At 53.6% G+C, this 15219-nt stretch carries 11 protein-coding genes and 1 tRNA gene; 9 read left to right on the top strand and 3 right to left on the bottom strand.

Going from position 1 to position 15219, the window contains the following annotated elements; genetic code table 11:
• The first annotated feature begins 3 nt into the window (after window positions 1–3).
• The 8 genes from A6U95_RS02400 (at window position 4) to A6U95_RS02365 (ending at window position 7755) form a co-directional block, all read left to right on the top strand.
• Complete coding sequence (locus A6U95_RS02400; protein ID WP_065683305.1) at window positions 4–513, top strand: GNAT family N-acetyltransferase; 510 nt, start codon at window positions 4–6, stop codon at window positions 511–513.
• A gap of 11 nt (window positions 514–524) precedes the next feature.
• Complete coding sequence (locus A6U95_RS02395; RefSeq protein WP_024530901.1) at window positions 525–1451, top strand: amino acid ABC transporter permease; 927 nt, start codon at window positions 525–527, stop codon at window positions 1449–1451.
• Complete coding sequence (locus A6U95_RS02390; protein WP_024530900.1) at window positions 1435–2214, top strand: amino acid ABC transporter ATP-binding protein; 780 nt, start codon at window positions 1435–1437, stop codon at window positions 2212–2214. The genes A6U95_RS02395 and A6U95_RS02390 overlap by 17 nt, the downstream gene beginning before the upstream one ends.
• Window positions 2215–2222: 8 nt before the next feature.
• Window positions 2223–3116 (top strand): ABC transporter substrate-binding protein, encoded by an 894-nt coding sequence (locus tag A6U95_RS02385; protein ID WP_065683304.1) that lies wholly within the window; start codon window positions 2223–2225, stop codon window positions 3114–3116.
• Between the two features lie 139 nt (window positions 3117–3255).
• Window positions 3256–4236 (top strand): GlxA family transcriptional regulator, encoded by a 981-nt coding sequence (locus tag A6U95_RS02380; protein WP_065683303.1) that lies wholly within the window; start codon window positions 3256–3258, stop codon window positions 4234–4236.
• A gap of 77 nt (window positions 4237–4313) precedes the next feature.
• Window positions 4314–5324 carry a type I glyceraldehyde-3-phosphate dehydrogenase gene (gene gap / locus A6U95_RS02375; RefSeq protein ID WP_065683302.1) on the top strand — a complete coding sequence of 337 codons (1011 nt, stop codon included), beginning with the start codon at window positions 4314–4316 and terminating at the stop codon, window positions 5322–5324.
• A gap of 221 nt (window positions 5325–5545) precedes the next feature.
• On the top strand, window positions 5546–6115 hold the full coding sequence (gene pagP, locus A6U95_RS02370; protein ID WP_083196292.1) for a lipid IV(A) palmitoyltransferase PagP: 570 nt from the start codon (window positions 5546–5548) through the stop codon (window positions 6113–6115).
• A gap of 182 nt (window positions 6116–6297) precedes the next feature.
• Window positions 6298–7755 (top strand): AMP nucleosidase, encoded by a 1458-nt coding sequence (locus tag A6U95_RS02365; RefSeq protein ID WP_065683301.1) that lies wholly within the window; start codon window positions 6298–6300, stop codon window positions 7753–7755.
• Window positions 7756–7785: 30 nt separating this feature from the next.
• Here the strand turns inward: A6U95_RS02365 and nac are convergent, their stop codons facing one another.
• The 3 genes from nac to A6U95_RS02350 form a co-directional block, all read right to left on the bottom strand.
• Window positions 7786–8709, bottom strand: a complete 924-nt coding sequence (gene nac, locus A6U95_RS02360) for a nitrogen assimilation transcriptional regulator NAC (RefSeq protein WP_065683300.1) — start codon at window positions 8707–8709, stop codon at window positions 7786–7788.
• A 243-nt stretch (window positions 8710–8952) separates the two neighbouring features.
• Window positions 8953–13629 carry an FKBP-type peptidyl-prolyl cis-trans isomerase N-terminal domain-containing protein gene (locus A6U95_RS02355; RefSeq protein ID WP_083196291.1) on the bottom strand — a complete coding sequence of 1559 codons (4677 nt, stop codon included), beginning with the start codon at window positions 13627–13629 and terminating at the stop codon, window positions 8953–8955.
• Window positions 13626–14066, bottom strand: a complete 441-nt coding sequence (locus A6U95_RS02350) for a hypothetical protein (RefSeq protein WP_065683298.1) — start codon at window positions 14064–14066, stop codon at window positions 13626–13628. The genes A6U95_RS02355 and A6U95_RS02350 overlap by 4 nt, the downstream gene beginning before the upstream one ends.
• A gap of 1029 nt (window positions 14067–15095) precedes the next feature.
• Between A6U95_RS02350 and A6U95_RS02345 the strand changes: the two genes are divergently transcribed.
• Window positions 15096–15171: transfer RNA gene (locus A6U95_RS02345), tRNA-Asn, on the top strand.
• The last annotated feature ends 48 nt before the right edge of the window (window positions 15172–15219 follow it).

The raw sequence follows: 15219 nt of genomic DNA, 5'->3' as shown, positions 1-15219 counted from the left end.
CACATGAGTGACGTATTTCGTGATGTTTCGCCTGAAGCCAAAGAGTTGCAACCGATTATCAACGGATTATTCGGCGAATATGCCGCCCGCTATGGCGACTATTTCTCCCGCGATGCCGAAGTGGAGCTGGTGCAATGGTATCTGCCGCCGCAGGGGTTGTTTCTGGTGCTGGAGCGTGATGGCGAAATCATTGCGACCGGTGCTTACAAACCTTTTGACCCGCATACCGCAGAGCTGAAACGTATCTGGACACATCCGTCACTGCGTCAACAGGGCCTGGCGGGCCGTGTGGTACGGGAACTGGAACGTCGTGCCTTGCTGGCGGGTTATAGCCGCGTCTATCTCACCACCGGATTTCGCCAGCCGGAAGCCGTGCAGCTTTATCTGGGGCAAGGATACGAACCGCAGTTCGACATTCACCGCGACCATGAAGAGTACAGCGTACCGCCCTATGACGGCCGCCTGCGTTTTATCAAAACGCTGACCTTCGCCAGTCAAAGCAATATTGCCTGAGGAACCCACCGATGAATTCATCTTCCAGCATTAAAGTGGTTCCGGCGCGTTATCCGCTTCGCACCGCTGGGGCCGTCGTGGCGCTGTTTGTATTGGCGATCGTCGTCCAGTCGATCGCCTTCAACCCTCGCTGGGAATGGGCGGTTTTTGCCCGCTGGTTCTTTGATCCGGTGATCCTCTCGGGGGTAGCGCAGACCTTGCTGCTGACGCTGCTAGGCACCGTACTCAGCCTGATCATCGGTGGTGCGCTCGCGCTGTCGAGGCTATCGTCCTCCTGGCTGTTAAACAGCCTGGCATGGGGCTATATCTGGCTGTTCCGTTCTCTACCGCTGATCGTGGTGCTGATTATTCTGTACAACTTTTCTTACCTGTACGAGCGGCTTTCCATCGGCATTCCCTTTACCGATATTGCTTTCGGCAGCTTTGCCACCATCAACGTGCTCGGCCAGTTTTCCACCGCGGTGGTGGGGTTAACGCTGGTACAAAGTGCCTATACGGCAGAGATCATTCGCGGTGGTTTTCTGGGTGTCGATCACGGTCAATATGAGGCCGCAGCTGCGCTAGGCTTACCCGCCTGGCGGCGTACCCTGCGTATTATTCTACCTCAGGCGCTGCGTACCATTCTGCCTGCCGGTTTCAACGAAATTATCAGCCTCGCCAAAGGGACCGCGATGGTTTACGTCTTAGCCATGCCTGAGCTGTTTTATACCATCCAGATGATTTACAACCGCACTCAGGAAGTGATCCCCCTATTGATGGTGGGTGCCGTCTGGTATCTGGCAATCACCAGCGTGTTATCGCTGCTGCAACACGTCGTCGAGCGCTGGTTGGCACGCAGCGAACGCCGCTCCGCCGTTAATCAGGAAGCGGGCAAACAGAACCCATCGCATCAGACTGCCCCATCTGCACCGGAGGTGATCCATGTCCCCATCGCATAACACCCAAGGCCATATCTCCATTACCGGCGTCAGCAAGGTTTTTGGCCGTCATAAGGCGCTGGATAACGTTTCTCTGGAAATTCCACCCGGGTCGGTAACGGTGATCCTCGGGCCGTCCGGCTCAGGAAAGTCGACGCTGTTACGCACCATTAACCATCTGGAGCGCGTTGATGAAGGCTTTATTCAGATTGATGGCGACTACATCGGCTACCGTCTGTCGGGCGATAAGCTTTATGAACTGAAGGAGAAAGAGATCCTGCGTCAGCGCATCAACGTAGGGTATGTGTTTCAGAACTTCAATCTGTTCCCGCACCTCACCGTGCTGGAAAACCTGATTGAAGCCCCAATCGCTCATGGTCATCTGAACCGCCAGGACGCCATTAAGCAAGCGCTTGAACTGTTAGATGTGGTGGGCCTGCGCGATAAAGCCGATTCCTGGCCGCGTCATCTGTCTGGCGGCCAACAGCAACGCATTGCGATTGCACGTGCACTGGCACTGCGCCCGCGCGTCATGCTGTTTGACGAACCCACCTCTGCACTGGACCCGGAGCTGGTGGGGGAAGTGCTTGACGTTATCAAGAAGCTTGCCCGCTCCGGTACCACGCTGGTGGTGGTAACGCACGAGATTGGTTTTGCCCGGGAGGTAGCCGATCAGGTGGTGTTTATGGTTGATGGCAAGATCGTTGAACAAGGCCACAGCGAGGCGGTGCTCAAACGCCCGCAGCACCCTCGCACCCGTCAATTCTTATCTAAAGTCCTTTAAGGGAAAAAATGAAATATACATTTCTGGCGCTGGTCTGGTTCAGTTCCGTCGCCTTGGCACAAGGGAATATCGATCTGGTTGCCAATGAACAACCGCTCCGCACAGCTAAAAATCCGCAGGCCATCAGTAAGATCCCAGCAGATTACCGCTTCGTAGAGCCAGGGACGCTGACGGTAGCCATCTCCGCGCTCAATTCACCACCGCTAGCGCTGTTGGCCAGCGACAATAAAACGCGCATCGGCAGCGATCCGGACGTTGCGCGGCTACTCGCCGACAGCCTGGGGCTAAAGCTGAAGTTGATCCCAACCGCTTGGGAAGACTGGCCACTGGGGATCACTTCTGGCCGCTATGACGTTGCGCTAGTCAACATTGCCGTCACGGAACAGCGCAAGACCAAATTTGATTTTGCCACTTATCGCGCTGACTCACTGGCGTTCTCGGTCAAATCGACCAGCGATATTCAATCTATCAGTAAGCCCGAGGATGTGGCGGGGCTGCGGGTGATTGTCGGCTCCGGTACCAACCAGGAGAGAATTCTGCTGGGTTGGAACGAGCAGAATCAACGTGAGGGCCTGAAACCCGCACAGCCGATTTATCTGACCGATGACGCCTCAGGCAATCTTTATATTCAGTCTGGACGGGCAGATGTCATGTTCGGCCCGCAGTCGGTAGCCGCCTACAAAGCAGCGCTGACGGGCCAAACCCGCGTGGTCGGGCTGGGGCCAAAGAAAGCCTATGTGGCCACCACTACCAAAAAGGGCAACGGGCTGGTTCATGCCCTACAGGCAGCGCTAGACGGTACGATAGCGCAAGGTGAGTATCAACAGGTGCTGGCGCGCTGGGGTGAGCAAGGGGAAGGCGTTGCAGTATCCGAAGTAAATCCCCCCGGGATCTCATACTAAGCCAAGTGGGCGCTGCATGCGGCGCCCCCTACGCTGGAACATGTTCGTCCCCTAAAAGTCAACATTGCCACTTTGTCCGTCACCCTCCCCCCACACAGCCCACGCTTGACTTATTTTGTCTAATTTGTATTTTAAGGACATGCACACCTTTTTGATTATCGTCCCCGAAGGGGGCATGTTATTCGAGCCTACGGGCATTGCCGATATCCTGATGCAAGCCAACCGCTTGAGGCCGACGGATGCCGCGCAACCACCGTATCGGGTGTCGATTGCCACGACCCAGGCGCACCGCGTGATCCATGGGGGCTCGGGGCTGAATCTACTGGCCGATCATCGTCTCGCTGACCTTGACCCTACGCTGCCGCATGACACCATTATGATCACTGGCAGAGGTATGAGCGTTGAGGAAAGCGATATCGTCGTCAATTGGCTGCGTCAGGCTGCGCCGTATGCACGGCGGATCGTATCGATTTGCGGCGGTGCGTGGCTATTGGCTGAGGCCGGTCTGCTGGATGGGCGCCGTGCCACCACGCACTGGCGGTTACTGGAAGCGATGCAAGCTCAATTCCCCAGCGTCCACGTTGAGAAAGGCCCGATTTATCTTCAGGACGGCAATATCTGGACCTCCGCAGGCGTCAGTTCGGGCTTCGATCTCACCTTGGCTTTAGTGGAAGACGATCACAGCTTCACGTTAGCGCGCGATGTCGCCCAAGACTTGGTGATGTTCCTGCGCCGCCCCGGAGGACAATCTCAGTTCAGCCGTTTTCTGCTCAGCCAAGCCTGCTCGCCTGGCCCAATCCGTGACCTGCAAACGTGGATACTGCAAAATCTGTCCGGCGATTTATCCGTTGAAAGGCTGGCGGAACACGTGGCCATGAGCCCAAGGAATTTTACCCGCGTTTTCACCCGTGAAACCGGGATCAGCCCCGCCAAGTATGTGGAAGAAGTCCGCCTCGACGTAGCACGGCAACACCTGGAACAAAGCTCGGATAAGCTCGAACAAATCGCCAGCGCCACGGGTTTTGGCAACAGCCTCAACCTACGTCGCGTGTTTGAAAGAAATCTACAACTCACACCGTCAGATTATCGAGAGCGTTTTCACGCTCGCAACATGTCCTAAATTGATTGTTTTTTGTCATTTACGCCAAATCACCCACGCACTATTTTGGAACCAGATAACTCACCTAGGAGCACATCATGGTCAAAGTAGGCATTAATGGATTTGGTCGAATTGGCAGAAACGTACTGCGCGCCGCGCTGGGTCGCAATGACTTTCAGGTAGTGGCAATCAATGACCTGACCGACAGCAAAACCCTGGCTCATCTTCTGAAATACGACTCGCTGCAAGGCACATTGGCCGCCAGTGTTGAAGCCTCTGAAGGGCAGTTACTCGTGGATGGCCAAACCATCCACGTCTTCTCCGAGCGCGATCCAGGCGCTATTGCGTGGAGCAGCGTGGGAGTTGATGTAGTTATCGAAGCCACTGGATTCTTCACCGACAAAGCCAAAGCTGAAGTACACATCACCAAGGGTGGCGCAAAGCGGGTGATTTTATCTGCGCCTGGTAAAGACGATGACATCACGGTCGTGATGGGTGTCAACCATGAGAAATACGATCCCGCCTTGCATAAAGTGGTCAGCAATGGCAGTTGTACAACTAACGGTTTGGCACCGGCAGCACAGGTTCTGCACCAAAGCTTCGGTATTGAACATGGTTTGATGAACACCACCCATGCCTATACCAACAGCCAGGCCTTGCACGATCAACCGGAAAAAGATCTGCGCGGAGCCCGTGCTGCTGCGCTTTCTATCGTGCCATATTCTAGCGGTGCGGCTAAAGCGCTCGGTAAAGTGATTCCGGAATTGGACGGACGCCTGACCGGCTATTCACTGCGGGTGCCAGTACCCGTGGTGTCTATTGTTGATCTGACCGTCACGCTCAAACGTGAAGTGACGGTAGAAGAAGTGAACGCGGCATTTCGCAAAGCGGCAACCTCAGGTCCGTTGCAAGATATCTTGGGCTACAGCGATGAGCCTTTGGTATCGAGCGACTATCAGGGTGACCCTCGTTCATCAATTATCGACGGGCTGTCTACGCTGGTCATCGGCGGCAATCTGGTGAAGATCCTCGCATGGTATGACAACGAATGGGCCTTCTCTAACCGTCTGGTTGATCTGGCTGTTTTGATGGACCAACGCGGTTTGTAATTTCTCTAAGCGGGCGCTCTATATGCAGCGCCCCTCCTCGTCCCCCTCCTCTCCATCCGCTCCACAAACCAGCCAATGAATTTTAACGATTACCAGAAAAGCGCCAGCCATCGGCTAGACTTTAACTTGTCAGGGCAGTACTGCTGATGTGATACCTATAAAGAAAAAAATTGCGTCGTAAACAGAATAATATTGGCCATTACTCATCAAAGGAGCACGCTATGCGGACGTTTCTTGCAGTGGTCTGGACGGGGCTGTTGTTGCTAACCACGCCAACTCATGCAGCAGAACCGGAACCCAGCACCGGGCGGGTCTCGGGTTGGTGGAACTCTTTAACCAGCGGTGTCGCACAAACCTGGGAGGACCCGCAATACCACGATCTTTATCTGCCGTTTATCAGTTGGCACGCCCGTTTTATGTACGACGAGACGGACCATTACAATGAGATGCCATGGGGCGGCGGCTTTGGGATATCCCGCTATAACGAAGAAGGCGACTGGAGTGCCCTGTACGCGATGATGTTTAAAGACTCCCACAATGAGTGGCAGCCGATTGTCGGCTATGGCTGGGAAAAGGGCTGGTATCTGGATCAGAATCAAGATTTCCGCCTTGGGTTTGGTGTAACGGCGGGGATCACCGCACGTGAAGATTTCGGCAACTACATTCCATTGCCGATCGTGCTGCCACTGTTCTCCGCTAGCTATAAGCAGGCAACCGTTCAGTTCACCTATATCCCTGGTACCTACAACAACGGCAACGTGCTGTTTGCCTGGTTACGCTTTAGTTTTTAGTTTGGCGTCATTATATGAGTGGGCGCAGCATTCAGCGCCCCTACGTCACGAGCCAATTGAGGTTTTTCAGTAATAAAGCTCCCTGAACCTTATCGCTACTTCGCGCGAGTCCTACCGCAGATAGATTCATTCGGCCAACGCTTTACGCTATGCTGGGGTATCGCAAGAACCGAGGAAAAACAATGAATACCCCTGAAAAAAAGTCGCTGACTGCCCTGCAAGCCCTCGACCAACTCGAAGTACTGTATGACGCATCGGTCAATGCCTTACGCGCTGCCATCAAACAATTTATCGCGGATGGCACCCTGCCAGAGGCGCAGGCCCGAGCCTCGGGGCTGTTTTCCTACCCGGAACTGCGCGTGCGTTGGGACGGTGAGCATCCCGATCATCCAAGAACCCGCGCCTATGGCCGTTTTACCCGGCCCGGCAGCTACACCACCACCATCACCCGGCCGCAGTTGTTCCGCCCTTATCTTGCCGAACAGCTAGCCATGCTGACCAGTGAATATGCCGCCGTAATCGAGGTGGTTCCCTCTCAACAGGAGATCCCCTTCCCTTATGTGATTGACGGCTCCGATCTGGCCTTGGACAGAACCATGAGTGCCGGGCTTACCAAGCATTTCCCCACTACCGAGCTGGCGCAGATTGGCGATGAAAATGCAGACGGCCTGTCTCCTTTTGCCAACCATTTTCCACTCTCCCATTTCGACGCACTGCGGACCGATTTCTCGCTAGCCCGCCTGCGGCATTACACCGGCACGCCAGTGGAACATTTTCAGCACTTTGTGTTGTTCACCAACTACACGCGCTATGTCGATGAGTTTGTCCGCTGGGCGTGTAGCCAGATCGCGGATCCGGCCAGCCCCTATATCGCCCTGTCTTGCGCCGGTGGAAACTTTGTAACGGCAGAAACGCCAAATCCAGAGCAGACGGTGTCCGATCTGGCTTGGAAAAACCACCAGATGCCTGCCTATCACCTGATCGCCAACGATGGCCAAGGGATCACGCTGGTCAATATCGGTGTTGGCCCTTCCAATGCCAAAACCATCTGCGATCACCTGGCAGTGCTGCGGCCCCATGCCTGGCTGATGATTGGCCACTGCGGCGGCCTGCGGGAAAGCCAGTCGATTGGCGATTACGTGTTGGCCCACGCCTACCTGCGTGACGATCATGTTTTAGATTCAGTGCTGCCACCGGATATCCCAATCCCAAGCATCGCGGAAGTTCAGCGCGCGCTGTATGACGCCACCAAAACGGTAAGCGGTATGCCGGGAGAAGCGGTAAAACAGCGCTTACGCACCGGTACGGTGGTCACCACCGACGATCGCAACTGGGAGTTGCGCTATTCGGCTTCCGCACTGCGCTTTAACCTCAGCCGCGCCGTCGCCGTCGATATGGAAAGCGCCACCATCGCAGCGCAGGGTTATCGCTTCCGGGTGCCTTATGGCACGCTGCTGTGCGTGTCTGATAAACCGCTACACGGCGAGATCAAACTGCCAGGGCAGGCCAACCGTTTCTACGAAGGCGCGATTTCGGAACACTTGCAGATCGGGATTTGTGCCATCGACCTGCTGCGAGCTGAGGGTGAACACCTGCATTCACGCAAACTGCGCACCTTCAACGAGCCGCCGTTCCGCTGATCCAAAGGCTGGGCGCCGAATGCGGCGCCCCTACAGCGCCAAAGCCAGCACTCGCGTCGGTTGATGATGGCTGGCGGTAATTTCCAGCAGGATCTCCCTCACCGCTCCCGCTGCCGCAGTGAGCGGCTTTTGGCCGCAAACCACTAACGCCAGCGGTATCGAAAGCGCCTGAGCATTGAGGCGGATCATCCAGGCCTTGGCAGGGCCGATAATTGCCCTGGCAATCGATTCTGGCAGGATCGTCGCACCCATCCCGCTAGCGATTGCAGCGCAAAGCATGCTGTGTGATTCGATCTCACCAATCACATTCGCCGTGAGTTGGCGCAGCGCCAGAGCCTCATCGACCAGGTCGCGCACCACGTCCCCCTCACGTGGCAAGAACAGATTAAACCGGCTCACCGCCGATAAATCGATGCTGTTGCCCGGATGAGGGATACTTCTCGCTGCGACCAGATACAAATCTTCTTTCGCCAACGCCGTAACGCTCAGATTCGGTGGCATATTCTGCCCGTACATCACCGCCATATCCAGAGCCTGCGTCGCCACCTGTTGGCTCAACGTATTACCAATATTTTCATGCAGGCTCAGCAAAATCCCAGGGTGCCGATCGCGTACCGCTTGCAACAGCAGCAGCGCCAACTGCGAGGCCGCACTACCTTGCACCAGGCCGATCGCCACCTGCCCAGCCAGCGTTTCCCCACTGCTGATCACCGCTTGTTGGGCCTGCTCACACTGCTGAAGAATGGTTTGCGCATGCGCATAAAGAATATTGCCAGCCTCTGTGGGCATCACTCCTCGTTTGGTTCGGATTAGCAATTGCTGTTTCAGTTCCCCTTCCAGGGTGGCAACTTGCTGGCTCAGCGCAGGCTGCGCAATATGCAACACCTCCGCCGCCTGGGTCAGGCTGCCGATATCGACGATCTTTACGAAATACTTCAAGCGTCTGAAATTCATCGTGGCTCCTAGCTGCGGTTAACTGCATTTAATATCAACTATTGCAACTACAGCAAAAAACGGGCCAGGCAGAATAAGCGGTGTGTTATCAGTCTAAGTGATTAAAAAATAATGAAAGGTAGCGATAAGGCGGGATTGGATGAAGGGGTAAAGCCTGACGATGCACCACGCTGGGGCATTACCAGTCCCCAGCGTGGTTCAGCTAAAAAAACCCGCCAATCGTCTGGCGGGTTTGTTATTGGGTTACGGAGCTTTTTGCTCGGAGGCCGGTATCACATCCAGTATGCGTACGTTGTAGACCATGGTCGCGCCCGGTGGAATATCCGGTGCCATGCCTTTCTCGCCATAGGCCAGTTCAGGCGGCACCACCAGCGTCATGTTACCGTGGTTCTTCAACTTGCCTAGCGCTTCGCGGAACAGCGGTGGGTAAGCGCTCAGCGGCTGCGAAATTGAAGTGCCAGCCAAATCCATATCCTTGATCACTTTACCGTTGGTCAAGCTCTCTTTAACCACCACGGCGACGGTATCACCCTCACCAATCACGCTATCGCCAACATAATCGATGCGGTAATAGAAGCCTTGCTTAGACTGAACAACGCGTGGCTGCTTCTTGAACTTATCGATATAGCTGCTGCCTTGCTTTTCGTTCTGCTGTTTGATCTTTTTATGCTGATCGTTCAGCTCCAACTCACTTTCATACAAGGCTTTGGCAATCTGTTCTTTGGCCAGTTTGGTCTGGCCATTGATCACATCGGTCACGCCTGCCAGCGCCAGTTGGCGGTTCACGTCTACACCCTGCGTCTTTTTGCTGTTGAGCAAATCCAGGATGTCATTACCCAACGCGGTGCCGATCGCATAATCGCGTTTTTCAACCTGCGTTTTAGGCTCCTTGACCACCGACATGCCAGCCGTTTGCTTTTTCTCGGCTGCGGTCAGCTTTTGCTGTAGCTGGGCAAGTTCCTGCGCCTTCTGCTCATTGTCTTTGGTTTGTGCCGCCAACTGCTCTTGCAGCTTGGCACTCTCCTGTTGACTCGTCTGCTGCAACTGAGCGATTTGCTGGGCTTTCTGCTCACTGTCTTTGGTCTGAGCGGCCAACTGTTCTTGCAGTTTGGCTGTCTCCTGCTGACTTGCCTGCTGCAACTGGGCTATCTGCTGGGCTTTCTGCTCGCTGTCTTTAGTCTGAGCGGCCAACTGTTCTTGCAGCTTCGCACTCTCCTGCTGACTCGCCTGCTGCAACTGGGCGATCTGCTGGGCTTTCTGCTCGCTGTCTTTGGTCTGAGCAGCTAACTGCTCCTGCAGCTTGGCGCTCTCCTGTTGACTCGCCTGCTGCAACTGAGCGATCTGCTGGGCTTTCTGCTCACTGTCTTTGGTCTGAGCGGCCAACTGTTCTTGCAGTTTGGCTGTCTCCTGCTGACTCGCCTGCTGCAACTGAGCAATCTGCTGCGCTTTCTGCTCGCTGTCTTTAGTCTGAGCGGCCAACTGCTCCTGCAGCTTGGCACTTTCCTGCTGACTCGCCTGCTGCAACTGAGCGATCTGCTGGGCTTTCTGCTCGCTGTCTTTAGTCTGAGCGGCCAACTGCTCCTGCAGCTTGGCACTCTCCTGCTGACTAGCCTGCTGCAACTGGGCAATCTGCTGCGCTTTCTGCTCACTGTCTTTGGTCTGAACGGCTAACTGCTCCTGCAACTTCGCCAATTCCTGCTGGCTTTGCTGGAGTTGTTTAACCTGCTGAGCCTTCTGATCGTTATCTTTGCCATAAACCGTCAACTGTTCTTGCAGCTGCTTTATCTGCTGCGCTTTCTGTTCACTGTCTTTGGTCTGCACGGTCAGTTGATCTTGCAGTTTCGCCAACGTCAGCAGCTCTTGCTGCAATTTCTTCATTTGCTGAGCTTGTTGCACGAAATCTTTGTTATTCAGCGCCAATTGCTCCTGCAACTGCTTGGCCTGTAGCGCTTTTTGTTCGCTATCCTTGGCCTGTGCAGCCAGTTGAGCCTGCAACTTGGCCAACTCTTGCTGGCCTTGCTGGAGTTGCTTCACCTGCAAGGCTTTCTGCTCATTATCCTTACTGGAAGCGGCTAACTGTTCCTGCAGCTGTTTGACCTGCTGCACTTTCTGCTCGCTGTCCTTGGCCTGAGTAGCTAACTGAGCCTGCAGCTTGACCAGCTCTTGCTGGTTTTGTTGCAGCTGTTTCAGCTGTAGCGCTTTCTCATCATTGGCTTTGGTTTGTGCGGCTAGTTGCTCTTGCAGCTTGCTACTGGCCTGTTGCAACTGCTTCACCTGCTCGGCTTTTTGCTCGCTGTCTTTGGTCTGGATAACTAGCTGTGCCTGCAACTCTGCGACGGTTTGCTTATTTTGTTGCAACTGCATCACTTGCTGCGCTTTCTGCTCATTATCTTTGGTTTGCGCGGTCAACTGCTCCTGCAGCCTGGCGCTGGTCTGCTGCAGCTGCTTCATCTGTTCGGCTTTCAACTCACTGTCTTTGGTCTGAGCGGCCAGCTGTTCTTGCAGTTTTGCCAACGACTGTTGGTTTTGCTGCAGTTGTTTTAACTGCTGGGCTTTTTCATCAAGACCCTGGGTTTGCACGGTCAGCTGCTCCTGCAACTTGGCGCTCGCCTGTTGCAACTGCTTCACCTGTTCGGCTTTCTGCTCGCTGTCTTTGGTTTGGGCAGCCAGCTGTTCTTGCAGCTTCGCCATCGCCTGTTGAGTCTTCTGCTCGTTCTCTTTGCTGCGCGCCGCTAACTGATCTTGCAGTTGTGTTACCTGCAGGGCCTTTTGCTCACGCTCTTTGGTCTGAGCGGCCAACTGTTCTTGCAACTTGGCCAACGCCTGCTGGTTTTGCTGTAGCTGTGTAGCCAATTGGGCTTTTTCATCGTTAACTTTGGCTTGTGCCGTCAACTGCTCCTGCAACTTGGCGCTCGCCTGTTGCAACTGCTTCACCTGTTCGGCTTTCTGCTCACTGTCTTTGGTTTGGGCAGCCAGCTGTTCTTGCAGCTTCGCCATCGCCTGTTGGGTCTTCTGCTCGTTCTCTTTGCTGCGCGCCGCTAACTGATCTTGCAGTTGTGTTACCTGCAGGGCCTTTTGCTCACGCTCTTTGGTCTGGGCAGCCAACTGTTCTTGCAACTTCGCCAACGCCTGCTGGTTTTGCTGTAGCTGTGTAGCCAATTGGGCTTTTTCATCGTTAACTTTGGCTTGTGCCGTCAACTGCTCCTGCAACTTGGCGCTAGCCTGTTGCAACTGCTTCACCTGTTCGGCTTTCTGCTCGCTATCTTTGGTTTGGGCAGCCAGCTGTTCTTGCAGCTTCGCCATCGCCTGTTGGGTCTTCTGCTCATTCTCTTTGCTGCGCGTCGCTAACTGATCTTGCAGGTGTGTTACCTGCAGGGCCTTTTGCTCACGCTCTTTGGTCTGGGTAGCCAACTGTTCTTGCAGCTTCGCCAATGCCTGCTGGTTTTGCTGTAGCTGTGCAGCCAACTGGGCTTTTTCATCGGTAGTTTTGGTTTGAGCCGCAATCTGTTGCTCTTGCAGCTTGGCGCTGGCCTGCTGCAACTGCTTAATTTGTTCGGCTTTCTGCTCGCTGTCTTTGGTTTGGGCGGCCAGCTGTTCTTGCAGCTTTGCCATCGCTTGCTGGTTTTTTTGCGCCGATTCTTTGTTGCGTGTCGTCAGTTGTTCTTGCAGTTGTTTGACCAGTTGGGCTTTGTATTCACTGTCTTTGGTCTGTGTGGCTAACTGCTCTTGGAGCTTCGCCAACGCCTGCTGATTTTGCTGCAGCTGTTTGGCCTGCTCGGCTTTTTCATCGTTAGTTTTAGCATACGCCGTCAGTTGCTCTTGCAACTTGGCACCAGCCTGCTGCAACTGCTTCACCTGTTCGGCTTTCTGCTCGCTGTCTTTGGTTTGGGCAGCCAGTTGCTCCTGCAGTTTCGCCATCGCCTGCTGGGACTTCTGGTCATTCTCTTTGCTACGTGCTGACAGTTGATCTTGCAGCTGTGTTACCTGCAAGGCTTTTTGTTCACTGTCTTTTGCCTGGGCAGCCAACTGTGCTTGCAGTTTCGCCAACGCCTGCTGATTTTGCTGCAGTTGCTTGGCCTGCTCAGCTTTTTCATCGTTAGTTTTAGCATACGCCGTCAGTTGCTCTTGCAACTTGGCACCAGCCTGCTGCAACTGTTTCACCTGCTCGGCTTTCTGCTGGCTGTCTTTGGTTTGGGCAGCCAGTTGCTCCTGCAGCTTCGCCATCGCCTGCTGGGACTTCTGTTCATTCTCTTTGCTACGCGCTGACAGTTGATCCTGCAGTTGGGCTATGGCCTGCTGATTTTGCTGTAACGTTTGCTGCAGTTGCTTGATCTGTTGCGCTTTTTGTTCGTTATCTTTGGTTTGCGCTGCCAACTGTTGCTGCAATTGCGAGCTGTTACGTTGCTCCTGCTGTTGCAGCTTCATTTGCTGCATCTGCCGCTCGCTTTCCTTGGCCTGTGCGGCAAGCTGCTGCTGCAGCCGCGTATTTTCCCGCTGGCTTTGCTCAATGGCCTGTTGCAGACGCGCCAACTCTGCAGAAGAGCCCGCTGACCGAGATTGCGCTTTACGCAACTGCTCAAGAGCCGCTTCCTGGCTGGTGACTTTGGCTTTCAGCTGATTGATGGTTGCCTGCAGCGTCTTCATCTCGCGAATACGCTCACTGCCCCTCTCGTCCGCCGACTTTGCCAGTGCGTTAGGCTTGCTGCTGGCAGGTTTACTGCTTTTGGGTCCTGCAGGTTCTGCTGTATCCAGTTGTGAAGGCGTTAGAAACAGTAGTGCCGGAGCCTCATCCACCTGGCGTGTGATCGCTTCCAGTGAATTCAACGCATGGGCATCGGGAGTAACCACCTCCTCAGCCCTTACGACTCCTAGCGGTAACGCCAACGTCAACAAGGCACCGCAATATATCCTGCGTTTCATTTCACGCTTTCCCCTCTCTGGATCAAGCCTTGCAGGACGTCACGTTCGATCTCGGCACATAACTGATTGGTCTTGTATTTGTACAACGCATCAAGGGTGTCTTTGGTTGTCGAATTGACATCGCCGCGTACCGCGCTATAAACCGAGGCATTGTTCACCAGACGGTTAAAGTTGGCCTGCTTGACCGCGTAAGCCTTCGGATTAACCTGCTTGAGTGACGCCAACTCGCTTTGGCAAAGGCCAATTTTGCTGGTTTTGGCTTCTACGGCAGCCGGTTGGGGTGGCGGGGACACGCTGATCTGCTGAGGGGGAGCTTGTACGGTGGTCGCTGGCGAGTCTTCTTGCGAACGGGTCTGTGCGGTTTTCTGGCATCCTGCCAACAACACACCACTGCACAGTATTACGCCTAAACAGAGGTTCTTTTGGGTGCTTATCATCGAAAATTCCTTTCAAAAAATTCCGTTACCGATAGTCAACTCAGACAAGATCGGCTATATCCTGGATAAATAATATGTGCATTTTTCTGCAATGATATAGAGGTGGCTCTTTAGTAGCAAACATTCACTGGAACTATACTATGGCCGCTCATTGCCCCGACGCTTGCAACGTTCGCCATGGCCAATTAACTTAACGAATACTTAACCGGGTTTCATCGGTGACCTGCATAGCGCAATAATGCGCCTGCAATTTGCCCGCGATTTAACATGCCCACGACGTTTATGAAGTGCAAAATAATACTGGTATTTTTTATATCCAGCAACTCCGCAAGCGAGCTTGAACGCCGAGTTGCGGGGCAAAAACGGCGCTTGCCGCCAGGAAGGACCAAGACACTCTCCCGCATACAACAGCATTCACTCTGGTTTTTGGGTAAAAAAAACCGCAAAACCATAAAATAAATAATATTAAAAACAATAACATATATGGAGATCTGACGATATTCACCGCTATCATCGGAACCCCATTTTTCCGAATGGAAATGACTATTACCCATGATTGAAAATAGATGTTTATATTATTAAAAACGCATTTTTTGGCAATTTACTCCACTCGTACCCGGATGACTTCCTATAGCAACAGCGCAATCTAAAGATTTATCCGAGGCTCTCTGATTGTTGTATTAAAAATACAAGGCTCGATGATAATCCTTAAACAGACTTTTCCTCCGATCATTAGGAACAATCCACACAAATTACAGGAAATATCCTAGAAATCACCCCTACTCCCCTGCCTTATAAATAGGAATTTTCTTGGGTTTGTTCTTTGAAATATCAACACCCCGCAAAATTCGGCATTAACTCACAAAATGTGCTCGGCCTGCAGTGATGGCGACCTGCCTGCCAGTGATAAAGTTTAACCTGATGGAAAATAAGCCAATTTGCTCACAACCTCGACAAACGGAACATTTGTGCATTTTCATGCTTTACAAGCCCCATCGGCACCGCTATTATTCGCCCCGTTCACACGATTCCTCTGTAGTTCAGTCGGTAGAACGGCGGACTGTTAATCCGTATGTCACTGGTTCGAGTCCAGTCAGAGGAGCCATATTTAGAAAAGTCCGCTTAGGTAACTAAGCGGGCTTTTTGCTGTTTA

It is taken from the genome of Serratia sp. 14-2641 (genome assembly GCF_001692375.1).
Lineage (GTDB): Bacteria > Pseudomonadota > Gammaproteobacteria > Enterobacterales > Enterobacteriaceae > Chania > Chania fonticola_C.
This window is presented reverse-complemented; position numbering and strand designations above follow the sequence as displayed.